Annotated in this window: 24 protein-coding genes; 9 read left to right on the top strand and 15 right to left on the bottom strand. The window is 64.8% G+C overall.

Going from position 1 to position 24,663, the window contains the following annotated elements:
* Positions 1–64 precede the first annotated feature (64 nt).
* Both MC381_RS02850 and MC381_RS02845 read right to left on the bottom strand, forming a co-directional pair.
* On the bottom strand, positions 65–1,633 hold the full coding sequence (locus MC381_RS02850; RefSeq protein ID WP_251976205.1) for an ABC transporter substrate-binding protein: 1,569 nt from the start codon (positions 1,631–1,633) through the stop codon (positions 65–67).
* A gap of 218 nt (positions 1,634–1,851) precedes the next feature.
* Positions 1,852–2,613 carry a class II aldolase/adducin family protein gene (locus MC381_RS02845; RefSeq protein ID WP_251976368.1) on the bottom strand — a complete coding sequence of 254 codons (762 nt, stop codon included), beginning with the start codon at positions 2,611–2,613 and terminating at the stop codon, positions 1,852–1,854.
* A gap of 248 nt (positions 2,614–2,861) precedes the next feature.
* On the opposite strand from MC381_RS02845, the gene MC381_RS02840 reads away from it, so the two are divergent.
* Entirely contained in the window at positions 2,862–3,599 is a 738-nt protein-coding gene (locus tag MC381_RS02840) for a GntR family transcriptional regulator (RefSeq protein WP_251976204.1), read from the top strand.
* Positions 3,600–3,611: 12 nt separating this feature from the next.
* Here MC381_RS02840 and MC381_RS02835 read toward each other — a convergent pair whose 3' ends face one another.
* The 10 genes from MC381_RS02835 to MC381_RS02790 form a co-directional block, all read right to left on the bottom strand.
* Positions 3,612–4,733, bottom strand: coding sequence for a mandelate racemase/muconate lactonizing enzyme family protein (locus tag MC381_RS02835; RefSeq protein ID WP_251976203.1), 1,122 nt, complete (start codon positions 4,731–4,733; stop codon positions 3,612–3,614).
* A gap of 132 nt (positions 4,734–4,865) precedes the next feature.
* Entirely contained in the window at positions 4,866–5,579 is a 714-nt protein-coding gene (locus tag MC381_RS02830) for a GntR family transcriptional regulator (RefSeq protein ID WP_251976202.1), read from the bottom strand.
* Entirely contained in the window at positions 5,576–6,970 is a 1,395-nt protein-coding gene (allB, locus tag MC381_RS02825) for an allantoinase AllB (protein ID WP_251976201.1), read from the bottom strand. Before allB ends, MC381_RS02830 begins: the two co-directional genes overlap by 4 nt.
* The gene (locus tag MC381_RS02820) at positions 6,967–7,932 is read right to left on the bottom strand and encodes an ABC transporter substrate-binding protein (protein ID WP_251976200.1); all 966 of its coding nucleotides are present in this window, start codon (positions 7,930–7,932) and stop codon (positions 6,967–6,969) included. Before MC381_RS02820 ends, allB begins: the two co-directional genes overlap by 4 nt.
* Positions 7,929–8,993 (bottom strand): alpha-hydroxy acid oxidase, encoded by a 1,065-nt coding sequence (locus MC381_RS02815; RefSeq protein ID WP_251976199.1) that lies wholly within the window; start codon positions 8,991–8,993, stop codon positions 7,929–7,931. Before MC381_RS02815 ends, MC381_RS02820 begins: the two co-directional genes overlap by 4 nt.
* Positions 8,990–10,519: an amino acid ABC transporter permease/ATP-binding protein gene (locus MC381_RS02810; protein WP_251976198.1), complete on the bottom strand. Its 1,530-nt coding sequence runs from the start codon at positions 10,517–10,519 to the stop codon at positions 8,990–8,992. The genes MC381_RS02815 and MC381_RS02810 overlap by 4 nt, the downstream gene beginning before the upstream one ends.
* A gap of 115 nt (positions 10,520–10,634) precedes the next feature.
* Entirely contained in the window at positions 10,635–11,543 is a 909-nt protein-coding gene (locus MC381_RS02805; RefSeq protein ID WP_251976197.1) for a transporter substrate-binding domain-containing protein, read from the bottom strand.
* Positions 11,544–11,686: 143 nt separating this feature from the next.
* Positions 11,687–12,043 (bottom strand): NAD(P)-dependent oxidoreductase, encoded by a 357-nt coding sequence (locus MC381_RS02800; protein WP_251976367.1) that lies wholly within the window; start codon positions 12,041–12,043, stop codon positions 11,687–11,689.
* The gene (locus MC381_RS02795) at positions 12,013–12,642 is read right to left on the bottom strand and encodes an NAD(P)-dependent oxidoreductase (protein ID WP_251976196.1); all 630 of its coding nucleotides are present in this window, start codon (positions 12,640–12,642) and stop codon (positions 12,013–12,015) included. The genes MC381_RS02800 and MC381_RS02795 overlap by 31 nt, the downstream gene beginning before the upstream one ends.
* 7 nt (positions 12,643–12,649) lie before the next feature.
* Complete coding sequence (locus tag MC381_RS02790) at positions 12,650–13,063, bottom strand: RidA family protein (RefSeq protein ID WP_251976195.1); 414 nt, start codon at positions 13,061–13,063, stop codon at positions 12,650–12,652.
* 167 nt (positions 13,064–13,230) lie between these two features.
* Here MC381_RS02790 and MC381_RS02785 point away from each other — a divergent pair, with 167 nt between their 5' ends.
* The 7 genes from MC381_RS02785 to MC381_RS02755 all read left to right on the top strand — a co-directional run bounded on the left by MC381_RS02785 (position 13,231) and on the right by MC381_RS02755 (position 19,348).
* Positions 13,231–13,848 (top strand): HAD family hydrolase, encoded by a 618-nt coding sequence (locus tag MC381_RS02785; protein WP_251976194.1) that lies wholly within the window; start codon positions 13,231–13,233, stop codon positions 13,846–13,848.
* Between the two features lie 288 nt (positions 13,849–14,136).
* Positions 14,137–14,733 carry a hypothetical protein gene (locus MC381_RS02780; protein WP_251976193.1) on the top strand — a complete coding sequence of 199 codons (597 nt, stop codon included), beginning with the start codon at positions 14,137–14,139 and terminating at the stop codon, positions 14,731–14,733.
* A 239-nt stretch (positions 14,734–14,972) separates the two neighbouring features.
* Entirely contained in the window at positions 14,973–15,917 is a 945-nt protein-coding gene (locus tag MC381_RS02775) for a metal ABC transporter substrate-binding protein (protein ID WP_286009604.1), read from the top strand.
* Positions 15,914–16,885: a manganese/iron ABC transporter ATP-binding protein gene (locus MC381_RS02770; protein ID WP_251976192.1), complete on the top strand. Its 972-nt coding sequence runs from the start codon at positions 15,914–15,916 to the stop codon at positions 16,883–16,885. The genes MC381_RS02775 and MC381_RS02770 overlap by 4 nt, the downstream gene beginning before the upstream one ends.
* On the top strand, positions 16,882–17,787 hold the full coding sequence (locus MC381_RS02765) for a metal ABC transporter permease (RefSeq protein WP_286009603.1): 906 nt from the start codon (positions 16,882–16,884) through the stop codon (positions 17,785–17,787). The genes MC381_RS02770 and MC381_RS02765 overlap by 4 nt, the downstream gene beginning before the upstream one ends.
* Complete coding sequence (locus MC381_RS02760; protein ID WP_251976191.1) at positions 17,784–18,626, top strand: metal ABC transporter permease; 843 nt, start codon at positions 17,784–17,786, stop codon at positions 18,624–18,626. The genes MC381_RS02765 and MC381_RS02760 overlap by 4 nt, the downstream gene beginning before the upstream one ends.
* A gap of 125 nt (positions 18,627–18,751) precedes the next feature.
* Positions 18,752–19,348 (top strand): phosphatase PAP2 family protein, encoded by a 597-nt coding sequence (locus MC381_RS02755; protein ID WP_251976190.1) that lies wholly within the window; start codon positions 18,752–18,754, stop codon positions 19,346–19,348.
* Between the two features lie 78 nt (positions 19,349–19,426).
* Here MC381_RS02755 and MC381_RS02750 read toward each other — a convergent pair whose 3' ends face one another.
* From MC381_RS02750 to MC381_RS02740, 3 genes are all read right to left on the bottom strand, one after another.
* Entirely contained in the window at positions 19,427–20,815 is a 1,389-nt protein-coding gene (locus MC381_RS02750) for a sodium:solute symporter family protein (protein WP_251976189.1), read from the bottom strand.
* Positions 20,816–20,928: 113 nt separating this feature from the next.
* Positions 20,929–22,191 carry a metal-dependent hydrolase family protein gene (locus tag MC381_RS02745; RefSeq protein ID WP_251976188.1) on the bottom strand — a complete coding sequence of 421 codons (1,263 nt, stop codon included), beginning with the start codon at positions 22,189–22,191 and terminating at the stop codon, positions 20,929–20,931.
* Positions 22,192–22,331: 140 nt separating this feature from the next.
* Positions 22,332–23,273: a LysR substrate-binding domain-containing protein gene (locus tag MC381_RS02740; protein WP_251976187.1), complete on the bottom strand. Its 942-nt coding sequence runs from the start codon at positions 23,271–23,273 to the stop codon at positions 22,332–22,334.
* Positions 23,274–23,457: 184 nt separating this feature from the next.
* Here MC381_RS02740 and lldD point away from each other — a divergent pair, with 184 nt between their 5' ends.
* Positions 23,458–24,615, top strand: coding sequence for an FMN-dependent L-lactate dehydrogenase LldD (lldD, locus tag MC381_RS02735; RefSeq protein WP_251976186.1), 1,158 nt, complete (start codon positions 23,458–23,460; stop codon positions 24,613–24,615).
* Positions 24,616–24,663: the final 48 nt, after the last annotated feature.

Here is a 24,663-nt window from a genome sequence, read left to right as displayed (position 1 = left end):
CTCGCCGAGGGGAGCTGACGACCGATGCCGGCCGCCAGCCCATCCCGTTTCCCGTCAGGGTCGCTTACTGCTCGATCCAGGCGTTCTTGAAACCATCGTTCAGACCGATCCCCGTGGTGATCAGGTCGTGCACGTTGCAGCGGTAGATGGTGGGCTGCGCCAACTCCATGATCCACGCCAGCGGCACGTCCTCGTGCAGGATCTGTTGCAGCTCGTCATACATCGCCTGGCGCTTGTCGGGGTCGTTCTCGACCGCGGCGGCCTCGAACAACTCATCGACTCGCGGATTCTCGTAGCCCTCGACGTTGTTCCAGGGCGAGCCCTTGGCGATATTGTCGGAGACATAGGTCCGTGCGATGCCGAGCGACGGGTCGCCGTACTGGAACAGATAGGTGAAGGCGATATCGTAGTCCCAGTCGCTGATCTTCTGGTTCCAGCCGGCGACGTCGGTGGACTCGGTCTCGACATGGATACCCACATCCTCGAGATTCTGGCGCACCGCCTCGCTCCAGCGTGTCCAGGTCTCGCCGTAGGGCAGCGGCAGCAGACGCACCGGTTCGCCGTCGTAGCCCATCTCGTCGAGCAGTTCCTCGGCGCGATCCGGATCGTGCGGATACGGCTCGAGATCGTCGTCATGGGCGGCCAGCGAGGAGGTGAACGGCCCGCTCGGCACCTGGCCAAGGCCGTTCCAGAGTACGTTCTTGGCAAAATCGCGGTCGAGCGCATACATCACCGCCTGCCGGAAACGCTTGTCGGCGGTCGGGCCTTCGCGATTGTTGAGCCACAGCATGGCAAACGGGTTGAAGTACTCGTTGCCCGCCTCGGTCATGCAGCTGCCCTCCATCTCGGAAAGGCGCGGAATGTCGAAGTTCTCCACCGAACCGGCCGGCATGATGTCCAGCGTACCGTTCTCGTACGCCGCGGCACGGGAAGCGGCATCCGGAATCACATGCCAGTAGATCTTGTCGAGATAGGGCTTGCCGTCTTCGTAGTAGTCCGGGTTCTTATCGAGCTCGATCACCGAGCCGCGATCCCACTTGGCGAACTCGAACGGGCCGGTGCCGATCGGATGGCGGTTGGCCGGATTGTTGTAGTAGTCGGTGCCTTCATAAATATGCTTCGGCACCATCGGCAGCGTGCCGACCTCGAAGGCCTGAATGAAGGCGGGGAAAGGCTGATCGAGCGTGAACACGACGGTCGCGTCATCCGGCGCCGTCACGTCCGCGACGTGATCGAGCGCGGCACGGGTCCGCGGGTTGGTCTCACGCATGAAGTCGACGGAGAACAGCACATCCTCGGCGGAGAACGGCTCGCTGTCGTGCCAAGTCACGTCGGGGTGCAGATGGAAGGTGTAGGTCAGGCCGTCGTCGCTGATCTCCCAGGATTCGGCCAGTTGCGGCATGGGATCGAGGTCAGCATCGTAGCGCAGCAAACCTTCGAAGATGTTGCCGGCGACGCGCTGGGTCGGCGCATTCTGCACCAGCGGCAGCATCAGACCAGGGGGTTCAGGCTGGATCGCGACGTTGGCGACGCCACCGGATTGCGGGGTTTCCTGCGCCAGGACGGGCGCAGTGAGCGTTACCAGCAGAGTGGCCACCGACAGGCGGCCGGGCACGGACGATAGCAGGGTCATGGTCGATCTCGTCATTATTGGATTTGTCGAATCTTCAACCGCTGTCACAGCGGCGGTCGGCGCCGCCGCTCTGTCTTGTCTCTTACCGTTCGGTATTGTCTCTTGTCGTCTTGTTGAGCTCTATTCGCGCTGACCTTCTGGTGTCGGCCTCGTTCATCACGCTCGCGTAGTCTTCACACTCGCAGTGCGGTGGCGCATCCCGGTCTCGCGCCGCCCGATCAGCCTTCGAAGTCGGGCTGGATGCGCTTCAGCAGTCGCAGGTACGCTTCCCACTCGGGGTCGCGATCGCTGACATCGTGGTCGGCATCCCACTTTTCGTACTGCTGGGCGGTGTGTTCGGCCAGCGCCTCGTCAGGGCGGCGGATCTTCATGCCGGTCGCCATCACAGCCAGCTGCGCCTGACAGCTGCGCTCCAGGTTGTGCATGCGCTTGAAGGCCTCGCCGACCGTTCGGCCACAGACCAGCATGCCGTGGTTGCGCAGCACCATGATCGACTTGTCGCCGAGATCCGCGACCAGCCGCTCACGCTCGGCGAGATCCAGCGCGATCCCTTCGTAGTCGTGATAAGCGGTGCGGCCATGGAACTCCATCGCCCACTGGTTGAGCGGCAGCAGCCCCTCTTCGAGACAGGAGACGGCGACACCGGCGACGGAGTGCGTATGCAGCACGCAATGCACGTCCGGACGCGCGGCATGAATTGCGCTGTGGATGGTAAACCCGGCCTTGTTGATCCCGGCGCCTTCCGGATCGTCGACCACGTGACCGTCGATATCCACGGTGACCAGATTCCCGGCGGTCACTTCCTCGAAACGATAGCCATACGGATTGATCAGGAAGTCTTCCTTGTCCGCCTGGGCCCGCGCCGAGATATGGGTATAGATGCTGTCATCCAGCCCGAAATGGGCGATCAGCCGATAGGCCGCCGCCAGGTCGCGGCGCGCGTCGGTGATCACCGGTGTCTTGGAGGCGTCGGTCGCCATATCCATCGTCATTCTCCTGTCACTGGTTCGGTTGCCGCTTGTCCGGGCTGTCGCTCGTCAGAAGCGTCGCCGTCGAAGCGGTGTTCTTGTCCGATGTCTGAAAGCTAACCTATCAGGCCCCGCTCAAACTGTCGACACTCGACAGTCGACCCGGAAGACGATTTACGCGATGATCTCACCATCGCCAGATCCTTCGCCCATACCGGCTACCGCGCGATCGCGGCCGGCAACGACAGAACAGGGACGCCATGACCACGAGCTCACGCGGGTTCGCCGCCATTCAGCAGCGCGACTTGGTCAATCAGATTGCCGACATGCTGACCGAGGCCCTGCTCAAGGGAGACTTCGCCCCCGGCTCGCACCTCTCCGAGGCACAGCTCGCCCGGGACTTCGGCGTCAGCCGCGCGCCGGTGCGAGAAGCCGCACGACTGCTCGAAAGCCGCGGCATGCTGGTCTCGCAGCCGCGTCGCGGCTTCTTCGTGCGCACCTTCAACGCCCGCGAGCTCGATGACGTCTACGAGCTACGCCTCTGCCTCGAACGCCACGCGGCGCGACAGCTTGCCGGCACGCTGACGGCAGACATGGAAGCCAAGTTGCAGGCACAGCTGGAAACGATGCGCCAGGTCGCCCGGGGCGGCACCGCCGTCCAGCAGATCGAGGAGGATGTCGCCTTTCACCGCATGCTGTGCGAATTCAGCGGCAACCAGCGGCTGGTCAAGGTCTATGACGAGCTTTGCCACGAGATGCGCTTCTGCATTCTGCTGATCGGCCAGCTCTACGACGACGCCCTGCGCGTCGCGGACACCCACGAACCGATCATCGACGCGCTGCGCAGTCGCGATCCAGCCGCTTGCGAAGCCGCGCTCGACTACCACATCGGCGTCGCCCAGCAGCGTGTGGTGGAGATGTTTCGGGAACGGGAGGGGGGAGAAGGCTCCTCCCCACGTAAAAGTGGGGAGAAGAAAAAGGGGGAGGAGAAAAGCTAAACCGCCCGACAGCTACCGGGCCGGCTTGACCAGAAACTTCTCGATCACGTCGAGATTGGGCTCGACGCCAAGGCCATTGCCAGCCGGCAGATGCGCGAAGCCGTCCTCGATACGCACCGGGTTGCTTGCCAGATTACGACTGATCTCACCGGGCTCCACGCAATACTCCATCACCAGCGCGTTATCGATGGCACATAGGAAGTGCAGTGACGCCGCTGTATTGATGTCGGTCGTGAAGTTGTGATTGCAGACCTTCTTGCCTCGCGCGCGCGCATAATCGGCAATCTGGATCGCTTGAGTGAAGCCGGTGCGGGTGAGATCGACCTGCACGACATCGATATCGCCCTCGTCGATCAGACGGCGGAAACCGGTCAGCGAGCACTCCTCCTCGCCCGCCGCAATATGCTGAGTTGCCGTACGGGACACCTTGCCGTAGCCGGCATAATCGTCCGGATGCAGCGGCTCTTCGATCCAGTAGAGATCAAAAGGCTCGAACGAGCGCGCGCGCTGGATCGCCGTCTTGGCGTCCCACGCCATGCCGACATCCAGCATGAAGTCGATGTCGTCCCCGATCGCCTCACGCACCGCGGCGACCATGCGCAGGTCCTCCTTGGCATCGCGGCCGAACGGCTCCCAGCCGAACTTGACCCCGGTATGCCCGGTATCGACGGCATGGCGCGCCCGATCCAGCGTGTCGGCGAGCTCGAACTGGAACATGTTTGAAGAGTATACCCGCATGCGATCGCGCACTGCCCCGCCCAGCAGCTCGACGATCGGCTTGTCCAGCGCCTTGCCCTTGATATCCCACAGGGCAATGTCGATCCCCGCCATCGCCTGCAGCACGGCGCCGCCGCGACCGTAAAAGATCGTCGCCTGGTACATCTTGTCCCACAGACGCGTGGTCTCGAGCGGATTCTCGCCAATCAGCAGCGACTTTAGCCCGGTCACCATGGTGTGAGAGTACGGCGCCTCGATGATCGCCTGGGTCACGACCGGACAGCCGTCGACCTCGCCCCAGCCGATGATGCCGGCGTCGGTGGTGATCCGGATGATCAAGGCATCCTGCGAACTGTCGGTCCGCGCCTGCACGTCGGGGAGGCGCAGGTAGAACGCCTCGACATCGGTAATTTTCATGAAAACGGCCCTTGTTATTGGTATGAACGACCGCGTCGGACGTCGCAAATGGCGCCTGGCCCGGTCGATAGTGGGTCACTGCATTGGCCGACGATCCGCTCGAACGCTGGCGGTTCGCCGACCGAAGAGGCATCACGCGTCGCGCGCGCGGCGTTTCTCCTCGATGATCGCCTCGTAGTTGATGTCGAGCGTCTGCACGCGAATATGCTCCTCGATTTCCCGCTGCATCTGGCCGATGTCGCCGGCGGCGAAGACGTCGATCAGCGCCCGGTGCTCGCCCACGATGGTCGTCATCGATTTGGTTGCCGTGGATAGCCCGAATAGCACCGTGAGCTGGCGGGCGATCGACTCCCAGACACCATCGAGCACCGGGTTGTCGGCAAAGCTGCACAGCACACGATGAAAGTCGGTGTCCGCCATCGCGAACGCGTAGGCGTCGCCGCGCTCCGCCATCAGCGTCAACTCATGGATGGCCGCTTCGAGTCGCGCGAGCTGTTCGGGTCCGTTGCGACCCGCTTCGATCGCGCGGCAGCAGGCGAGACTCTCGATCGACACGCGCACATCGATGATCTGCTCGAGCCGGCGGGTCGAGACCTCCATCAGCCGCATCCCCTTGTAGGGCTCGCTGGTAACCACCCCCTGGCTTTCCAGAATGCGCAGCGCCTCGCGCACGGGCACTCGACTCATGCCGAGCCGTGCACAGAGTTCCGGCTCGCTGACTCTGTCACCGGGCAAGAGCGCCCCGCGCGCCGCGGCGGAGAGAATCGTATCGACAGCATGATCGACCAGCGTGCGCGGCCGTGCGGCTTCCCAGCCGCTGGAGACACTGGAACTGTCTTCGCTCATACCTCCTCCTCGGCGTAGCGACGCGTGACAAATTGGCCCTGCCCCGGCACCAGACGACGTTCGCCGTCGACCTGAACGTCCTGGCCACGCAGCAGCGTACGCACGACACGACTGCGACAGGTCATTCCCTCAAAGGCGCTCCAGGGCGCCAGACCGTGAAACCCCTCACCGCGCACGGTCCATTGGGCTTCGGGGTCATAAAGTGCCAGATCGGCGTCGGCGCCAATGCGAATCGCCCCCTTGCGCGGGTAGAGCCCCATCAGGTGCGCCGGCGCCGTCGCGGTCATACGCGCGAAGGTCTCGAGCCCCAACCCACGCTCGGCGACCGCTTCGCTGAAGAACATCGGCCCCAGCGTCTGGACGCCGGTCAGCCCCATGCCGGCTTCCCAGATCGAGTCGTCGCCGACGCGTTTCTGCGCCGGCAGGTAGGGACAGTGATCGGAAGAGAGCATATCGATACGCCCGGCGAGCGCATGGCGCCACAGCGCATCGACCGTCGGCCGCGGGCGCAGCGGCGGGCCGCAGCGAGCGTCCGGGCCGATTCTCACCAGATCCTCCTCATCGAGAATCAAATAATGGGGGCAGGTTTCAAGCGTCGCTCGCACGCCGCTGGCGCTAGCCTGGCGGATCAGTTCGACCGCACGCGGTGAACTCACGTGCACCACATGGCAGCGCACGCCGGTCTCGGCCGCGAACAGCATCAGTCGCGAGACTGCCTCGATCTCGGCGATTTCCGGCGCGGAGGCCGCGTGAGCGCGGGCGTCACGGCGCCCGGCGGCCTGCTCGCCCAGTCGCGCTTCCAACAGCAACTCGTGGTTTTCCGCATGCACGCCAACCACGCCGTCGAAGCCGTGGATACGCTTCATCGCCTTGAGCAGCGCGGAATCCTTCATCTGCGGCAGGCCGCGCTGGTCGGGCGCCTCACCACTGGGATTGCCGCTGGTCAGAAACGCCTTGAACGCCGACGCCCCCAATGAATCGAGTTCGGCGAGCGAGTCTGCATTGTCGTTGGTCAGCCCGGCCCAGAGGCCGAAGTCGAGCGTCGAGGTCGCCTCGAGCAACTCGCGCTTGCGCCGGAACGCCGCCGGCGTGGTGGCCGGTGGGTCGGAGTGCGGCATCTCGATGATGGTCGTGATGCCGCCGATCGCCGCGCCGAGCGTGCCCTCGCGCAGTTCCTCCTCCGGGGAGTCGTGCGGCCCGGTGAAGTGCGTGTGCACATCGATCGCGCCGGGCATGACGATCAGTCCGCGCGCATCGATCACCTCATGGTCGCGCGGCGCGAACGTGCCGTGGGCGTGAAACCCGATGATACGGCCGGACTCGATCACCAGGTCGAGCGCCTGCGCGCCCTGTTCGGTGACGACCGTGCCACCCTGGATCAAACGCTTCATGATACCTCCTGCGTGGCAGCGGCCGAATGGGCCGGCCAAAGCCGTGTGTCGACCAGCTGGTGATAATCGGCGGCGCCCGAGAGCCAGCCAATCGCCTCGAGCAGCTGCGAGAAGCGCTCGAAGTCAGCTGCGGAAATGGCGGGCTCGGTGGCGATGACACCGCTCTCGCGGTAACCCTCGATCCCGGCCGTCAGTGCCGCCGGCGAGAGTTCGGGATAGTCCGCGGCGATGAGCGCGGCGATTTTCGCTGCCGGCTGGTTCGCGATGACACGCTGCGCCTCGCCAATGGCGCCGACAAAAGCCTCGAAGGCCGCCGGTCGCGAAGCCAGCACCTCGGGCGCCGCGATGTAGGCGCTCCACGGCACGGCGCCGGTCTCTTCGGCCAGATCGCACCACACGGTGAGCTCGCCGGCAGCCAGCGGCTCGGCCAGCGCATGACGCGAATGCAGCACGACTTCCTCGTCCGACCAGTGGTTGCCGGGCGGAGGACCGTCCACGATCTCGACATCCTCCTCGGCGAGGCCGGCCCGCGCCAGCGCGTCGCGAAAGGCCATGGTCGCGGTGCCGACGCAGGCGACGTCGCGCACGCGATGTCCCTTGAGCTCGGCCAGCGAGGCGAAACGACCGGGCTCCGGTCTCGCCAGCACCCACGGATTGGCGTTGGCGACGGCGCAGAACGCGACCAGATGCGCCTCGTTCTCTTCGCGCATTTTCATGATCACCATCGGCCCGCCGACGGCCAGGTCTGCCTCGCCGGAGAGCAGCGCCGGGATCTGGCCGCCGCGAACCGTGTGCCCACCCGCCTCGGTCATCTGAAACCGCACCTCGACCCCGTGGCGCGCGAACAGCCCCAGTGCGCGGGCGACGAAGTGTGCGCAGTAGTAAATGCGCGATTCGCTGGCATCGCCCAGATTGAGCCGCAGTACGGAATGGTGCGTGGCTATCGCATCGTTGTGATTCATGACGGCTCCTCGGACGGGGAAGAGGCCAGAAAATCGGGACCGAGCGCGTCAACGCCGTCCACGCCGCACCAGGTCAGCATGGCGAGAATGTCATCGCACCAACTCGTCAGCAGCGAGGCCACCGCCTCTTCACCGCCAGCCGCCAGCGCGCTGAGCACCGGTCGTGCGGCAAGCGAGACATCGGCACCCAGGCAACGGGCGATCAGCGCATCGGTGCCCGAGCGCACGCCACCGTCGAGAGCGACCGGCAGCGAGGTCGCCGCCCGAATCGAGGCCAGCCGGTCCACACCCAGCGCCCAGCGCGCGCTCTGGCGCAGTCCGATGTTGGAAACGATCACGCCGCTCGCCCCACACGCCTCGGCGAGCGCCGCATCCTCGCCGCGCAGCACGCCCTTGAGCAGTACCGGCAATCCGCGCATGTCGGCCAGTCGACAGACTTCGGTAAAAGTCTCCGCGCTCCAGGCGGGAAAAGTCGGCAGCGCCTCGACGCCGGCGGCCGCGCCGATGGTCGACCAGCCGCGCGCGGCGATCTCTTCGCTGATCGAGAAGCCGCCCGGCTGCATGTCCGGCGCCGGGTGCGTCGGTGCCAGGGCGGTGAAGATCACGCCCATCGCCCCACTTTCGACGGCCATGTCCAGCAGCCGCACGACGCGCTCGAGCGGACCGGCCCCGCGCAGCTGCAGCCAGCAGGCATCGTGGATCGCAGTGATCTCGGCCAGCGGTGTTACCGTCTCCTCGGAGACGATCAGCGGCAGCGCGAGCCGGCGACAGACCGCCGCGACCGGCAACAGGCCATCGGCGTGGAATACTCGATCCCCGGCGAAGGCACCCACCGCCAGCGGCGCGCCGAAGCGATGGCCCCACAGCGAGACTCCGGTATCGACGCCCTCGAGCCCAGTCAACAGACGCGGCAGCAGACGATAGCGCCTCAGCGCCGCCGCATTGGCATCACCGTCCGCGCCGCCGGCATCCCGCGCGCCGCCGAGCAGATAGCGATAGAGCGTATCGCCCAGCTTTGCCCTCGTCGCCTCGGCAAAGGGCAGGTTGTCGGCGGATCTCATGACATGACCTCCATCGTCTTCAAATGCGTCGCCTCTTCATGGCGTAGAAAGGTCGCCAGCGCCTCGGTCCGCGGCGTCTGCAGAATGCTCGGCGGCCCCTGCTCGACCAGATGACCGTCCTTGAGAAACACGATGCGGTCGGCGACCGACTCGGCGAAGGCGATATCGTGGGTGGTAATCAACATGGTGATACCGGTATGCGCCAGCCCGCGAATGGTCTGATTGACCTCACGCACCAGCTCCGGATCGAGCGCCGAGGTCGGTTCGTCGAACAGTAGTACCTTGGGGTGGCTGGCGAGCGCGCGGGCAATGCCGACGCGCTGCTTCTGTCCGCCGGACAGCTCGTGCGGCATGCTGGCCTCGAACGCGCCGAGCTCGACATGTTCGAGCGCCCGACTGGCCCGCTCACAGGCGACGCCGGTCGGCAACCGCTGCACCAGCCGCGGGATCGACATGGCGTTCTGCAGCGCGGTCATGTGGTCGAACAGCGCAAAATGCTGGAACACGATACCGACGCCTGAGCGGGCGCGATTGTCCGCCAGCTGCCCGGCGCGCAGCGGCCGCCCCCCGCGCGTCTGCCCCATGCGGTGCCCATCGACCTGAATCGAGCCGGCCGTGACCGGCGCCAGCGCCAAAATCGACTTGAGCAGCGTGCTCTTGCCCGACCCGGAGCGGCCGAGCATGACCACCACCTCGCCGCGCTTGACCGTCAGCGAGATCCCCTTGAGGACTTCGCTGTCGCCGTAGGCCACATGCAAATCATCGATCTCGAGCACACGAGACTTCCGGCTCTCGGGCGTGGCGACCAGCGCCGTGCCGTCGCTGCGGGTCATCTTCGCCTTCAATCGCTGATATCGACGGCGCGCCCGGCGCGCGCGATGTTCGAGCCCGACGTGGCTTTCGAGCCACCACTGAATGCCGGCCAGCCCCGAGGAGAGCGCGATATAGATAGCGCCAGAGGCGACCAGCACCGGAATGAACAGAAAGTTCTGCGACACGATGGTCTGGCCACGCATGGTCAGTTCGTTGACGCCCACGACCGAGGCCAGCGAGGTCGACTTCAGAAGACCGACCGCCTCATTGCCCAGTGTCGGCAAGATGGCCCGCAGCGCCTGCGGAATCACTACACGAACCATCTCGGTGGTGCGCGAGAAACCGAAGGCCTGTGCCGCCATACGCTGCTCCCGGTCGGTGGCTTGAATGCCGCCACGAATGATCTCGGCGCAAAACGCGGTCTCGTTGATCGTCAACGCGATCAACGCACTGTAGAAGGCGGAGAACTCTACGCCGAACTGCGGCAGCACGTTGTAAAGTAAAATCAGCTGCAGCAGCACCGGCGTACCGCGCAGAATATAGATGTAGGTCTGCACCGGCAGCCGAATCCACCACTGCTTGGAGAGACTGGCCAGCGCCAGGAAAAACCCAATCACCACGCCGCCGGTCAGCGCGCCGATCAGCAGCTCTACCGCGATCAACCCGCCCTGCCACAGATACGGCAGGGTCAGGTAGTGCAAGAAATCCTGCATGTCACAACCTCGAGATATGTTGCGTCCAAGGCACCCTCGCCGCAGCTCCTCGCGCCGCTGTCATGAGCGCGCATGCCCAGTGCCCCGACCGCCAGCGGCCGAGGCGGATCTCACATCAGTCGAAAATCGCGACCGGACGTTCACCGTCGGCGCCCTGCCCCCACCGCTCGAGCAGTCGCTTCTCGGCCCCGGTGGACTGGATGACCGCTAACGCATCATGGACGGCGTTGATCAGCGTCGTGTTGTCCTTCGCCAGCGGGTAGCCGACCATGATCGGCAGGTCGATGGAGAAAGCCGTGTCCAGAGTCGGATCCTGTGCCGAGATCTGACGTGCCGACCCCGCTTCGGTCAGATAGATATCCGCGCGTCCGCTGCGCACCGCCTGAATGCTGTTGTCAGTGTTCTGCACCAACAACAGACTGACCGCCGGCTTGCCGGCCGCGGTACAGGCTTGGCTCTGCTGCGGGATCAGCGTCGCGGCTTCATAGGTACCGGCCGCCGAAGCTACGGTCTTGCCGCACAGATCATCCATCGACGTCAGCGCTTCAGGATTTCCCTGCTTGACGATCGAGCTGTCACGCACCTGAATCGAGGCAACGAACGAGACCTGTTCTTTTCGCTCATCGGTGACGTAGAGCATCGGGCCGATATCGACGCGACCGCTGGCGATCGAGGTCAGCAGCACGTTGAACGAGCCATTCTGATAGCTCGGCGTCATGCCAAGACAACTGCCGATTCGATCGAAAAGCGAGGGATCCAGTCCTTCGAGCTGAGAGGGGTCATCGGCGGTGGGCGCCTCCCACCCCTTGGTGTAGCCACCGAGCCCGACCTTCAACGTGTCGCCGAGATCTGGATACTGCTCGCGCAGCGACTGACACGCCGGCATGTCGGAGAATGCTTCGGCCGTCGGCGAGATATCGTCGGCGGCCTGCACCGGTGGGCCGCTCAAAGCCGCAAGACCCAGTGCACTCAGCGCGAACGCGAGCGGCTTCAGGGCGCGGGAATTCAAACCATTTGCCTTCATTTGTTGTTCTCCAAAGGTCAATCAAGTTGGTTCTTCGTTAAGAGACGCTGTGCAGCGACCACCTCGCTCCTGGGACCGACCTCGCCACACACCGCCCATTTGCCGTTGCTCGTTGTCGATGCCCGTGCTGCGGCAGCACGGGTTCAGTAACCCAGACCGAGATCGACCCGGTTGTTCAAAACATCCCCGCGCCGATAGCGACCGAGGTTGTCGAGGAAAATGTCCACACAGCGGCGCATGTAGTTGTCGTGGTCATCGAGACTGCAGTGCGGCGTCATGATCAGACGCGGGGTCTCCCACAATGGATGTGCGGCCGGCAGCGGTTCGATCGGGAACACGTCCAGCACGGCGCCGCCTAGATGCCCATCCGCCAGTCCCTCGCGCAGCGCAACGTCATCGAAGACATCGGCGCGCCCGACGTTGACCACGCCGGCGCCCTGCGGTAGCCGCGCCAGGCGTTCACGGCTCATCAGCCCGCGTGTGTCCGGTGTCGAGGGCAGCGTCGAGACCAGAAAGTCCGTCTCGGCCAGATCTCGCTCGTCGCGATACAGCGATCGAGCATCGCGGCGCTGTTCCCGCTGCGGGTCACGCCGATCACTCGAATGCCTCGCTCGCGCAGCGTCGCCGCCACCGCCTGCCCGATACCGCCAACGCCGAGCAGTGTGCAGGTCTTGCCGGCCAGGGTGCCGCCGAAGACCGGCTGCCAACGTCGCTCGCGCTTGTCGTCGATGAAGTTGGGAATGGCGTAGTTGAGCATCAGCACTGCCGTCAGCACGAACTCGGCACCCTTCTCGCCATGCACGCCGGACGCATTGGTCAGGATCACGCGGCCCTCGCGGTCGGCGGTGAATGTCTCCACGCCTGCCGAGATCGCCTGCACCCAACGCAGCGACGGATAGACCGCACGCGCCGCGTTCAGGTCGAGCGCGTGGCAGGTAAAGAGCACCTCCGGCGAGCCGAGATCGTGAGGCAGTTCGGCCCCCAGGCTTTGCGTGATCCGCAGGGTACCCGCATCAAGCCCCGCTTCGGCTATCCGGGCGTCCAGCTCTCCCGGCGCCAGTGCGAGCGGGCCACTGCCGTTGAGAACGTGAATGTGCATGACGGCCTCAGCTCGCCGTGGCATCGGGCCAGCGCAGGGCGATGGCGTCCATCTCCACCAGCAGCGCCGGATTGTTGAGGCTGACGCCAATGGTGGCGCGGGTCGGATAGGGGGCGCCGAAGAACTCGGCGTATACCGCGTTGAGTGCATCGAACTGCTCGGGACGCGTCAGGAAGATGCCGACCTTGACCACATCGGCCAGCGTCAGCCCGGCGGCCTCGACCAGTGTCTGGATATTGGTCAGCACCTGTCGCGTCTGCGTGGCGACGTCATCGCCAATGATCTCGCCACTCAGCGGATCGATGGCAACCTGGCCAGAGACGAAAAGGAAGGGACCGCTCTGAAGCGCGGGGGAAAGTGGTGCCGGCCCCATCGGCCGATCGGCCGTGTCGAGCCCAGGGTACGTAACGACAGATGCCATGATGAGTCTCAATTGTTATTGGAATGATGACCAATGGTCTTTCTGCATATTCGTATACGATTAGACGAACGTCAATGACCTATCGCTTTCGGCTATTTCGTAGCGAGACGTGAAGGCACACCAAGGCAGGGTTAGGATGAGGTCTCGTCGTCTGCTAGCGTGCTCCTATGCCTGAAATGAATTGCTCCACGATTCCTCGGCTGACCCACTGGGTCTTCGACATGGATGGCACGCTGACCGTTGGCGTGCATGACTTCCCCGCCATTCGGCGCGAGCTGGAGATTCCCGAATCGGCGGATATCCTCCACCATCTGGAGACGTTGCCCACCGCCGAGCGCGAGGCGAAGCATGCCTGGCTGCTCGCACACGAGCGTGAGCTGGCGCTGCGCTCCACCGCAGCGGTCGGTGCCATCGAGCTGATTCGCGAGCTGTGTCGGCGCGACTGTCGGCTCGGCATTCTGACCCGCAACGCCAAGGCACTGGCGCATATCACACTCGAAGCAATCGGGCTCGACGACTGCTTCGCGCCGCACGACGTACTCGGGCGCGACGAGGCACCGCCCAAGCCGCACCCCGGCGGGCTCGATCATTTCATCGACCAATGGCAGGTCGCGCCCGAGGCGATGGTCATGGTCGGCGACAGCCATCTGGACATGGCCTGCGGCCGGGCGGCGGGCACGCGAACGGTACTGGTCAATGCCCCCACGATGCGCGACCCGACGGACGTCGACTGGCAGCTCGCCGATTGCGAGGCGCTGCTGCGCGCCCTGCCGCGTGAGGGATAACGTCGCGTCTGCCGCGCCGCGCATCTGATGCCAGCCTCGACTGTCGAGACCCCCAAATCTCGTCAATTTCGAGGGTCGCGCCCCCACTGCTCGGCTATTGCACGCCACCGCGACGACTTGCCGATTCGACCATTGCCTCGCCACATGGCCGCGACGCGCTGATCGGAAGATTCCATACTAGGTGGATCCGAACCGTGCCTAGGCTCGCCGGGCAACCGACGTCGATGACGCTTGTCGATATTCGTGCGCGGTATCCGCCCGCCCCGGCGCGGGCATCAGGAGGGGCCGATGTTCCGATTTCTCAAGACGACGGCACTCGGCGGCGTGCTGTTCATCCTGCCGTTGATATTGATCGCGATCCTCGTGCAGAAAGCCGTGGGCATCCTGCGCGTGCCGATCGCCAAGTTGCTGCCCGTCTTCGCCCATCACAGCGTGGCCGGCGTGACCCTGCTCTCCCTCGCCGCGCTGTTGGCCCTGCTCCTGCTCTGCTTTCTGGCCGGCCTGCTGGCCCAGACCCGAGCAGCGAAGCGCATTCGTCATGTCATCGAGGACAAGCTGCTCGATAACGTGCCCGGCTATCGCCTGCTCAAGGACACGATGGCGCGCCTGACCGGCATGGAAGAGGATACCGATACACAGGTCGGGTTATATATCGATGGGGATGTCGTGCAGTTCTGCCTGATCGTCGACAGCGCGGATGGTTGGACGTCGATCTTCATTCCGGATGGTGGCTCGGCCGGCCTGACGGCGGGCGCCCTGCAGATCGTGCCCGCGGCCCAGGTTCACCCGACCGACCTGACTTGGCTCGCGGTGCTCTCGTGCCTCAAGCGCAGCGGCCATGGCAGCCTGGCGCTGGCAGCACCCTGGCTACCCCGCGACGCGTGACGCCTATCGGCTTCCGGGGGCTACCGCCTTCCCGGTTTTCCCTTTCTGGTTTTCCCTTCCCGTGCATTCCGACGGATCGCACAGGCTTCACAGTCAAATCAACCGGTGCTATAAATCGAAACCAAGGGATATCAGTTTAACCATGGTAAAAAAGGCGGATTCGCTAATGTTTCGCGCTCGAAGTATCACGCCAGCGTGACACCAATAGCCTTTCCGCCATGCCTCAAGTGGGAGCCTTCATGCTCGGTTTTATGGCGCGGTATACGATGCTCGTGAATGCCATCGCGGTGGCGCTGCTGACCCTCTTCGGAATGGTCATCGCCCCCGCCGCCGACGCACAGGATGACGAGCCTGCCAGGTTCAAGGCAGTGACGACCTTCACCGTGATCGCGGACATGGCGCAAAACGTCGCCGGCGACGCTGCCACGGTCACCTCGATCACCCGGCCCGGCGCGGAGATTCACAACTACTCGCCAACGCCCGGTGACATCCTGCGTGCCCGGGATGCCGACCTGATTCTATGGAACGGGCTCGATCTCGAGCTCTGGTTCCAACGCTTCTTTCGCCACCTGGAAGACGTGCCAAGCGCCGTGGTGTCCAACGGCGTCGAGCCGATGAGCATCACGGACGGACCCTATCGCGACAAACCCAACCCCCACGCCTGGATGTCGCCATCCAGCGCGCTGATCTACGTCGACAACATCCGCGACGCCTTCATCGAACACGATCCGGCGCATGCAGAGACCTATCGCCAGAACGCCGAGCACTACAAGCAGCGGATCGAATCGGCCGTCTCCCCGATCCGCGACAAGCTCGCCGCCATTCCCGAATCGAACCGCTGGCTGCTGACGAGCGAAGGCGCCTTTTCCTACCTGGCGCGGGATTTCGAGCTGCGCGAACTCTATCTGTGGCCGATCAATGCCGATCAGCAGGGGACGCCGCAACAGGTACGTCAGGTCATCGACAGCGTGCGCGAGCACGATATTCCGACCATCTTCAGCGAAAGCACCGTTTCCGATCGTCCGGCTCGCCAGATTGCCCGCGAGACCGGCGCCCACTATGGCGGCGTGCTCTACGTCGACTCGTTGAGCACGCCCGAGGGGCCGGTACCGACCTATATCGACCTGCTGCGCGTCACCGCCGATACCATTGCCGACGGTCTGACCGCGGGGACGACGCCATGACCGCCCGCTCGTCCGCTGCCCCGCGCGGCGTGGCCGACACGGCCGACGGCAGCGGCATTCGCGTCACCGATGCCACCGTGACCTATCGCAACGGCCACACCGCGCTGCACGACACGACCTTCGCGATTCCCACCGGCACCATCACCGCGCTGGTGGGCGTCAACGGTTCCGGCAAATCGACCCTGTTCAAGGCGATCATGGGATTCGTCCGCCTGGCCAGGGGCGAGATCCGGGTGCTCGACATGCCGGTCTCTCAGGCGCTGAAGCGCAATCTGGTCGCCTATGTCCCGCAGTCCGAGGAGGTGGACTGGCACTTTCCGGTACGGGTCGAGGATCTCGTCATGATGGGCCGCTATGGTCGTATGGGGTTTATGCGCCTACCGAAGCGCGCCGATCGCGAGGCGGTCGATGCCGCGCTGGCACGGGTCGACATGAGCGCATTTCGCAAGCGTCAGATCGGCGAGCTCTCCGGCGGCCAGAAGAAGCGTATCTTCCTGGCCCGCGCGCTGGCCCAGGAAGGGCGCGTCATTCTGCTCGACGAGCCCTTCACCGGTGTCGACGTCAAGACCGAGGACCAGATCATCCGACTGCTGCGGGAGCTCCGCGACGAAGGGCGGGTCATGCTGGTGTCGACCCATAACCTCGGCTCGGTGCCGGAATTCTGCGACCGCACCGTGCTGATCAAGGGCACGGTGCTCGCTCATGGCCCGACCGAAGAGACGTTCACCCAGGCCAACCTGGAGCACACCTTCGGTGGCGTACTGCGCCACTTCGTGCTCGAGCAGGACGCCGGCCAAACGGCGTCACGGCATCCGGTCGGCGTCTTCACCGACGACGAACGCCCCTTGGTGCTGCAAAACGGCATCGCCGCACGGCGCCGCACGCGAGACCAAGAGTCGGCTTCGGCCTCGGCATCTGGTCCGACTCAAGGCGCAGATGACGACGTCGGCGGGGGAACGCGCGAATGATCGATCTGCTGCTCGAACCGTTCGCCTACGGCTATATGCGCAACGCTATCTGGGTCTCGGCGCTGGTCGGCGGCGTATGCGCCTTTCTTTCCTGTTACCTGATGCTGAAGGGCTGGTCGCTGATCGGCGATGCGCTATCGCACGCCATCGTGCCCGGCGTCGCCGGTGCCTACATGATCGGTCTGCCCTTCTCTCTTGGCGCCTTCTTCGCCGGCGGGCTCGCCTCGGCGGCCATGCTGTTTCTGCATCAGCGCAGCCAACTGAAGGAGGACGTGATCATTGGACTGATCTTCTCCACGTTCTTCGGCCTCGGGCTGTTCATGGTGTCCCTGTCACCGACGTCGGTGAACATCCAGACCATCGTGCTTGGCAACGTGCTCGCCATCAGCCCGAGTGATACCTGGCAGCTGGCGCTGATCGGCAGCGTCTCGCTGCTCGTGCTGCTGGCGAAGTGGAAGGATCTGATGGTGACCTTCTTCGACGAGCACCACGCGCGCTCGATCGGGCTCAACCCCAACGCGCTGAAGATCGTCTTCTTCACGCTGCTGTCCGCCTCGACGGTCGCCGCCCTGCAGACCGTTGGCGCCTTTCTGGTCATCTGCCTGGTGATCACCCCCGGCGCCACGGCCTACCTGCTGTGCGACCGATTCCCTCGGTTGCTGGTCGTCGCGGTCGCGATCGGCACGCTGACCAGCGCCATCGGCGCCTATCTCAGCTACTTTCTCGACGGGGCCACCGGCGGCGTCATCGTGGTGCTGCAAACGCTCCTGTTTCTCATCGCTTTCCTGCTGGCACCCAAGCACGGCATGCTTGCCGCCAGACGCCGCGCCGCCGCGACCCTGCGCCGGCCACCCGAGCCCGCAGAAGGCGCCCTCACGCATCACGGCGAGTCGGGACGATGAGCTGGCACGCCTGGCTGCTCGCCCCCTTCCAGTTCGACTTCATGGTCAACGCCATGCTGATCGCCGTGCTGGTCTCGGTCCCCATGGCGCTGCTCTCCTGCTTCCTGGTGCTCAAGGGGTGGTCGCTGATGGGGGACGCGATCTCGCATGCGGTCTTTCCCGGCGTGGTGGTGGCCTACATGCTCGGCCTTCCCTACGCCATCGGCGCTTTCGCCGCCGGCATGTTCTGTGCCGTCGCCACCGGCTTTCTCCAGGAGAACAGCCGCATCAAGCAGGACACGATCATGGGGATCGTCTACGCTGGCATGTTCGGCCTGGGGCTGGTGCTCTACGTGCGGATCCAGACCCACGTGCATCTCGATCACATTCTCTTCGGCGACATTCTCGGCGTCGGCTGGCAGGACATCGCCGGCTCGGCCGCCATCGCCGCAATCGTGGCCGGCCTCATCGGCCTCAAGTGGAAGGACTTCCTGCTCCACGCCTTCGATCCTGCACAGGCCCGCGCGGTAGGCCTGCGGGTGAACTGGCTGCACTACGGCCTGCTCTGCCTGATCTCGCTGACCATCGTCGGCGCCTTGAAGGCGGCGGGTATCATCCTCGCCATTGCCCTCCTGATCGCCCCCGGCGCCGTGGCCTTCCTGCTCACCCGGCGTTTCGGCAGTATGCTGCTGGTGGCAGTGATCATGTCGGCAGTCATCGCCTTTCTCGGCGTCTATCTCTCGTTCTTCCTCGACAGCGCGCCGGCACCGACCATCGTGCTGCTCTTCTCGCTGGTCTTCATCGCCGCCTTTGTCCAGTCGCTGCGCCGGAGTGTCCGGCAGACCAGCCGTGTCGGCTAGCCACGACGCCAGCGCCGCGACGACTACACAAAGATGACGATCGCGTTACCAATTGCTGCCGTCGGCCTTCGAGCCGGCGCGTAGCATAAGCCGCTCGTCACCCAGGAGGTCATCGGTTCACTGTCATGGAAGCTCTCAACCTGCGTCTGTTCGACTGGCTCAATGCCCCGGCTCACGCCCCGCGTCTGACCCTCGATCTCGCTTACGCCTTCGCCATCTACGCCATCTATCTGGTACCGCTGCTGCTGATCGTCGGCTGGCTGCAGAGAGATCTTGAGCGCCAGAAGATCGCCCTGCGCGCACTCATCGCCTGCATCGCGGCACTGGCCGTCAACCAGCTGATCACGCTGGTGTGGATGCATCCACGCCCGTTCGTGGTGCCCGTGGGCCACACCTATCTCGCGCATGCACCCAACGCCTCCTTCCCCAGCGATCACATGACCGTTATCTCGACGTTCGCGATCAGCCTGCTGCTGTCGCGCGGCGCGCGCACGCTCGGTATCGCGCTGGCGGGGATCGGCGTCGGCATCGCCTGGTCGCGGGTCTACCTGGGCGTCCACTTTCCGCTCGACATGCTCGGGGCGTTGGCGGTCTCGCTCGGCGTCGCCGGCCTCGCCGCCGCGCTGGAGTCGCGCTACCTGCCGCCACTGCATGCGCTGGCGCGTACCCTGCATCGCCGTCTCTTCGCACCGCTGATCGCCCGTGGCTGGCTGGCCCGTTAAGCGCGCCGCGCACCAGGAACGACAGCGCCCGGCCTCGCTATCCGCGAGCGCCGGGCGCTATCGGCGATCGATGCTCGATCAGGCGTTGGCCGAGGCCACTGCGCGGCGCCCGCCAGCGAGACTGACCGCGATCAGCGTCAGCGAAGCGAGCGGCATCGCCACCAGTACGCTATTCCAGCCCATCGGCTTGGCCAGCGGAATTTCCCAGACCAGGGTCACGATGCCACCGACGATCATGGCGGCCAGGGCCGCTGTCGGTGTCGCACGCGGCCACAGCAATGCCGCCAGGAAGACCGGCGTGATGGCCGCGCCGTACATGCCGTAGGAGTACATCTGCATCGCCAGCACGCTGGGAAAGAAGCCACCCAGAATCCACGCCAGCACGCCGAGACCGACGACGGTCAGGCGATTGACCAGTAGCGCCTTGCCAGCGGGGATCTTCAGCTTCATCCAGCCGCCGAGGATATCCTGGGTCAGACTGGCGGAGGCGGAAAGCAGGTAGGAGTTGCCGGTCGTCAGCAAGAGCGCTACCAGCGAGGCGAGCAGCAGACCGCCCACCACCGTCGGTAAGCCCTGCTGGGCCAGCGTCATCATCGCCGTCGAGGGGGTGATGTTCGGGAACATCACCCGCGTGGCGCAGACCAGCAAGATGATGAGGGCGGAGCTGGCAATCGAGGCTATCACCAGACCCATGGAGGCTTTGCGAGCGGTGGCCGGGTCGCGCGCGGCGGCGAAGCGCTGGAACAGGTTCTGATCTCCCAGGATCAGCAGGAACAACGGCAGGAAATAGCCGAGCGCCTGCCACGGCGAGAGCCCGCCCAGCAGCGTCTGCTGAGTCGCCGGCAGCGCCTCGAACAGGCCATCCAGTCCACCAAGCCGCGTCAATACCAGCGGCAACGCAATCAGCATGCTGCCGAAGATGAGAATCGCGCTGAGGTAATCGGTATAGGCAACCGAGATCAGCCCGCCCATGGTCGCCAGTCCGATCATCACCGCCGCTGCCACCAGTACGCCCTGCCAGACCGGCAGGCCGAAAGCGAGATTGAGCGCCTGCCCGGCACCGGTGAACTGATATGCGACGATACCGACATAGGCCAGCAGGATGATCAACGAGGCGATGGCGCGTGCGGCCGGGCCGAAACGCTCCTCGATCAGCGCGGGAATGGTCGTTGCCCGCGAGCGGCGCATCTTGCGGGCCAGCAGGAAGTAGATCACCAGCGCAGCGACCGGCGTGCCAGAGAATAAGAAGATCGCGGCGCCTGGGCCGTGCTGGAACACGAAGCTGGCACCACCAACGATGGAACCGGAGCCGACGAAGGTCGCCAGCAGGGTGGCTGTCAGGACGATCGTCGAGAGCGAGCGCCCGGCGACGATAAAGTCGGTATCGTCGTGGACCTTGCGCCGGGAGAAATAGAAGCCGATGACGACCATCAGCAGTAGATAGGCGATGACAAAGAGTGCTTGCATGCGTGCAGCCTCCGATTGTGATTGTTATACGTCGAGTCGAAAAGGCTTGGGTCGACAGCAGACGGGGCGAGAACAGGTCAATGGCTGCCGGCCCGCCGCCGGCAACCAGCGATTCACTGGAGGCCGAGGCGATCCTTGACCGCGATGCCGCCCTGCAGAATCAGTGACAGGTGGTCTCCCTGCCCTGCCAGCAGGCGCAGATCCTCGAGCGGATTGCCATCGACCACGATCAGGTCAGCGCGCGCGCCGGGGGCCACGCAGCCGATTTCGCCTTCCATGCGCAGCAGCTTGGCGGCGGTGGCCGTGGCGCTGCGGATGATCTCCTGGGCCGGCAGTACCTGGGAACGAATGACGAACTCCTCGGACTGATGCGGGTGCATCTGACCAAGCAGATCGGTACCAAATGCCATCTCCAGACCGGCTTCGCGCATGATCGCCAGGCTCTCGAGGCCGGCCAGGCGCACGTCATCGATCTTGGCGACCGACTCGGGCTTGAGGCCGAAGTCGGCACCGTCGATCTTGAGCCGCTCATAGGTCACCAGGGTCGGACAGGCCATGGCGCCGCGCTCGGCCGCGAGCCTCGCGGTTTCCGGCGTGATCAGGTTGCAGTGCTCGAGCGAATGCACGCCGGCTTCGACCGCCCGCCGAATGGCCTGGTCGGTATAGAGGTGGGCGGCGACGTAGGTCTGGGCGTTGGCGGCCTCTTCGACGATAGCCTTCAGCTCATCGACCGAGAAGCTCAGGAAATCGATCGGGTCACTGGGCGAGGAGACCCCGCCGTTGGCCATCACCTTGATGAACTGCGCACCACCCTTGATCTCCTGGCGCGTGGCGCGCCGCACGGCATCGATACCGTCGCAGAGCCGGCCCAGCGACCCAAGGCGACGCGTCTGGTACTGGTCATCACGTTCATCGTAGAAGCCACGAAGGTCGCTGTGCCCGCCGGTCTGAGAGAGCGCCTTGCCACACACCACCAGCCGCGGGCCGGCGAAATGCCCCTCTTCCACGGCCTGCTGGATGCCACGGTCGGCGCCGCCGACATCGCGTACGGTGGTGAAACCGCGCGCAAGCATGCCTTTCAGGATCGGCGTGGCCCGTGCCGCGACTAGGGCATCCGGCAGCAGCGCATTCGCGGCAAGATCCGCCGTGGTGGCAATGACGTGCACATGGCAGTCGATCAATCCCGGCATCAGCGTGCGGCCCTTGAGGTCGACAACGCGAGCGTCGGGCGCGGCGATCGACGCTTCGGAGACCTGGGCGATTCGGCCGTTCTCGATCAGGACATTGACACCGCGACGCGGCTCGGGGGAAGTCCCATCGACGAGATCGGCATTAGTCAGGAGTAGAGACGTTGGTTGGGAAGCAGAATCGGTCATGACATGGACTCTATTGTGACGCGCTCGGGTAAAGCGAGCGCTCTTGTGATGAGTGACGCGAATTCATCACGAGCCTACTGAGCCCTTCCGACGCCTGAAAAGCGCAAAAAACGCATGCCAGCATGCGCTGGAGGCATCGATCATGCCTCCGCTTCGACGACCTTTTCATGCCGCAGCAACCAGGTTTTGAAGCGTCGCGTGGCGGCATTTTCGCGTCGTTCTTCGGGGGTGATCAGGTAGTAGCCGCCGCCGTGGCTCGCCCAGCGGTCACAGGCCCACACCAATCGACCCCGTTCGATCTGGCTGTCGATCACATGGCGCCAGCCGAGTACGACACCCTGCTCCTGTACCGCCATTTCCACCAGTGCCGGATAGTTGTTGAAGACCACCGCACTCGTGGCCGCCGGCAGCGCCAGATCGTGATAGCGAAACCAGTCGCGCCACGAGATCCACAGGCTCTGCGCATCTTCCAGCGCCAGCAATGTCTCGCCCAGCAGGTGCGACGGCTCGAGGCGGGCCTCGTCGGCGAGACCTTGACGGGCGCGACAGGCTTCGAGGTAGCCCGGCGCGCAGACCGGGAAGACCTGCTCGGGAATCAGCGGTGCGGTCTCGTAACCCGACAGCGTCGCCGTCTTCAGGTAGTAGAGCGCAATATCGAACTCGAATGACGAAAGCAACGAGACGCCGTCGCGCACCACCAGGCGCAGATTGATGTCCGGATTGTCGCGACGAAACCGACTGAGACGCGGGGCCATCCAGAACTGCGCCACTCCGGCCGTGCAAGCAATCGTCAGCTCGTTCTCGCCGGTGCTCTTCATCACCTCCGCCGTGGCCTGTACGCAGTCGTCCAGGATCGCGCGCACTTGCAGGGCATAGGTCTCGCCGGCGCGCGTCAGGGTCAACTGTCGTTGCTGGCGCACGAACAGCTTGCGGCCGAGAAACGCCTCCAGATGCACGATCTGCCGACTGACGGCGCTCTGCGAGAGATGCAGTTCGACGGCCGCGCGAGTGAAACTCAGATGCCTGACCGCAGCCTCGAAGGCGATCAGCGAATTGAGCGGGGGCATGGGCGACATACGCATGGACAAGGCTCCAACCGGTGCGCGGATCGCACAGCATACGGGATTCTCCCGGCAGCGCCGCCCCGCCTTCGAGAAAGAAGACACATTCGACTTTAGGCGATAGCGGATTCAAATCCGATACCGCTCGAGTGCATGCTAACGCTACCGATCCATGCCGATACTCGCCTCCCCAGACAGGACGCCAATGATCATTTCCAGCCCGAACGACTATCGCGAGGCCGCCCGACGCAAGCTGCCCCGCTTCCTGTTCGATTATCTCGACGGCGGCGCCGTCAGCGAGAAAACCCTCAACGACAACGTAACGGCATTGAACGCCATCTCCCTGCGTCAGCGCGTCCTGCAGGGTGTCGGTGCACCGACGCTCGGGACCGATATCCTGGGCAGCCACTGGTCGATGCCGGCGGCACTGGCGCCGATCGGCGCGTGCGGCATGTATGCCCGCCGTGGCGAGGTGCAGGCGGCACGCGCCGCGACCGATGCCGGCATCCCCTCGACGCTCTCCACCGTTTCGGTCTGCGCCATCGAAGAGGTCGCCGCGGGCGCCAGCGGCGAGCTGTGGTCGCAGCTCTACGTGCTGCAGGATCGCGGCTACATGCAGAACTCGCTGGAGCGCGCCTGGGCGGCCGGCATGCAGACGCTGGTCTTCACCGTCGACATGCCGGTGCCCGGCTCGCGCTATCGCGACCGCCACTCCGGCATGTCCGGGCCCTTCGCCACCAGTCGTCAGTATCTACAGGCCCTCACGCATCCCCAGTGGGCCTACGACGTCGGCTACAAGGGACGCCCGCTCTCGTTCGGCAACATCGAAGCCTACACCCGCCGCACGATGAAGATGGACGACTACATGGGCTTTCTCGGCAAGAACTTCGATCCGTCCATTGCCTGGACGGACCTCGAATGGATTCGCGAGACGTGGAAAGGGAAGCTGATCATCAAGGGCATTCTCGACCCGGAAGACGCCCGCGACGCGGTGCGCCTCGGCGCGGATGGCATCGTCGTCTCCAACCACGGCGGTCGCCAGCTCGACGGCGCCGCGCCGACGGTGCGTGTGCTGCCGGAGATCGCCGAAGCGGTCGGCGACGATCTCACCGTGCTCGCCGACTCCGGCATCCGCTCGGGGCTCGACGTGGTCCGCATGCTCGCCTCCGGCGCCAAGGGCGTGTTGCTCGGCCGCGCCTACATGTACGCTCTCGCCACCGACGGCCAGCGCGGCGTCGCCAATCTGCTCAAGCTGATCGCCGCCGACATGAAGGTGACCATGACCCTGATCGGCGCCAGCTCGCCGGACAAGATCGGATCCGAGCATCTGCAGCGTCTGGAAAAGGCGGTGGTCGGCAACTGACACGCTTCTTGCCATCGGCGTACGCGGCGGGCGGCCTCGGACTGCCCG

The organism is Salinicola avicenniae (assembly GCF_023736115.1).
GTDB classification, from domain to species: domain Bacteria; phylum Pseudomonadota; class Gammaproteobacteria; order Pseudomonadales; family Halomonadaceae; genus Salinicola; species Salinicola avicenniae.
Note: the sequence above shows the minus strand (reverse complement) of the source record. Positions and strands in the feature narration are given on the sequence as shown.

Bases quoted from the DNA above. Each gene is read 5' to 3' on its own strand.
- MC381_RS02785 (WP_251976194.1), top strand. From the start codon at position 13,231: ATGCCTGAAATGAATTGCTCCACGATTCCTCGGCTGACCCACTGGGTC.
- MC381_RS02760 (WP_251976191.1), top strand. From the start codon at position 17,784: ATGAGCTGGCACGCCTGGCTGCTCGCCCCCTTCCAGTTCGACTTCATG.
- MC381_RS02805 (WP_251976197.1), bottom strand. From the start codon at position 11,543: ATGAAGGCAAATGGTTTGAATTCCCGCGCCCTGAAGCCGCTCGCGTTC.
- MC381_RS02815 (WP_251976199.1), bottom strand. From the start codon at position 8,993: ATGAGATCCGCCGACAACCTGCCCTTTGCCGAGGCGACGAGGGCAAAG.
- MC381_RS02750 (WP_251976189.1), bottom strand. From the start codon at position 20,815: ATGCAAGCACTCTTTGTCATCGCCTATCTACTGCTGATGGTCGTCATC.
- MC381_RS02740 (WP_251976187.1), bottom strand. From the start codon at position 23,273: ATGCGTATGTCGCCCATGCCCCCGCTCAATTCGCTGATCGCCTTCGAG.
- allB (WP_251976201.1), bottom strand. From the start codon at position 6,970: ATGAAGCGTTTGATCCAGGGTGGCACGGTCGTCACCGAACAGGGCGCG.
- MC381_RS02790 (WP_251976195.1), bottom strand. From the start codon at position 13,063: ATGGCATCTGTCGTTACGTACCCTGGGCTCGACACGGCCGATCGGCCG.
- MC381_RS02775 (WP_286009604.1), top strand. From the start codon at position 14,973: ATGCTCGGTTTTATGGCGCGGTATACGATGCTCGTGAATGCCATCGCG.
- MC381_RS02755 (WP_251976190.1), top strand. From the start codon at position 18,752: ATGGAAGCTCTCAACCTGCGTCTGTTCGACTGGCTCAATGCCCCGGCT.
- lldD (WP_251976186.1), top strand. From the start codon at position 23,458: ATGATCATTTCCAGCCCGAACGACTATCGCGAGGCCGCCCGACGCAAG.
- MC381_RS02810 (WP_251976198.1), bottom strand. From the start codon at position 10,519: ATGCAGGATTTCTTGCACTACCTGACCCTGCCGTATCTGTGGCAGGGC.
- MC381_RS02745 (WP_251976188.1), bottom strand. From the start codon at position 22,191: ATGACCGATTCTGCTTCCCAACCAACGTCTCTACTCCTGACTAATGCC.
- MC381_RS02780 (WP_251976193.1), top strand. From the start codon at position 14,137: ATGTTCCGATTTCTCAAGACGACGGCACTCGGCGGCGTGCTGTTCATC.
- MC381_RS02795 (WP_251976196.1), bottom strand. From the start codon at position 12,642: ATGCACATTCACGTTCTCAACGGCAGTGGCCCGCTCGCACTGGCGCCG.
- MC381_RS02850 (WP_251976205.1), bottom strand. From the start codon at position 1,633: ATGACCCTGCTATCGTCCGTGCCCGGCCGCCTGTCGGTGGCCACTCTG.
- MC381_RS02830 (WP_251976202.1), bottom strand. From the start codon at position 5,579: ATGAGCGAAGACAGTTCCAGTGTCTCCAGCGGCTGGGAAGCCGCACGG.
- MC381_RS02840 (WP_251976204.1), top strand. From the start codon at position 2,862: ATGACCACGAGCTCACGCGGGTTCGCCGCCATTCAGCAGCGCGACTTG.
- MC381_RS02770 (WP_251976192.1), top strand. From the start codon at position 15,914: ATGACCGCCCGCTCGTCCGCTGCCCCGCGCGGCGTGGCCGACACGGCC.
- MC381_RS02765 (WP_286009603.1), top strand. From the start codon at position 16,882: ATGATCGATCTGCTGCTCGAACCGTTCGCCTACGGCTATATGCGCAAC.
- MC381_RS02835 (WP_251976203.1), bottom strand. From the start codon at position 4,733: ATGAAAATTACCGATGTCGAGGCGTTCTACCTGCGCCTCCCCGACGTG.
- MC381_RS02820 (WP_251976200.1), bottom strand. From the start codon at position 7,932: ATGAATCACAACGATGCGATAGCCACGCACCATTCCGTACTGCGGCTC.
- MC381_RS02845 (WP_251976368.1), bottom strand. From the start codon at position 2,613: ATGGCGACCGACGCCTCCAAGACACCGGTGATCACCGACGCGCGCCGC.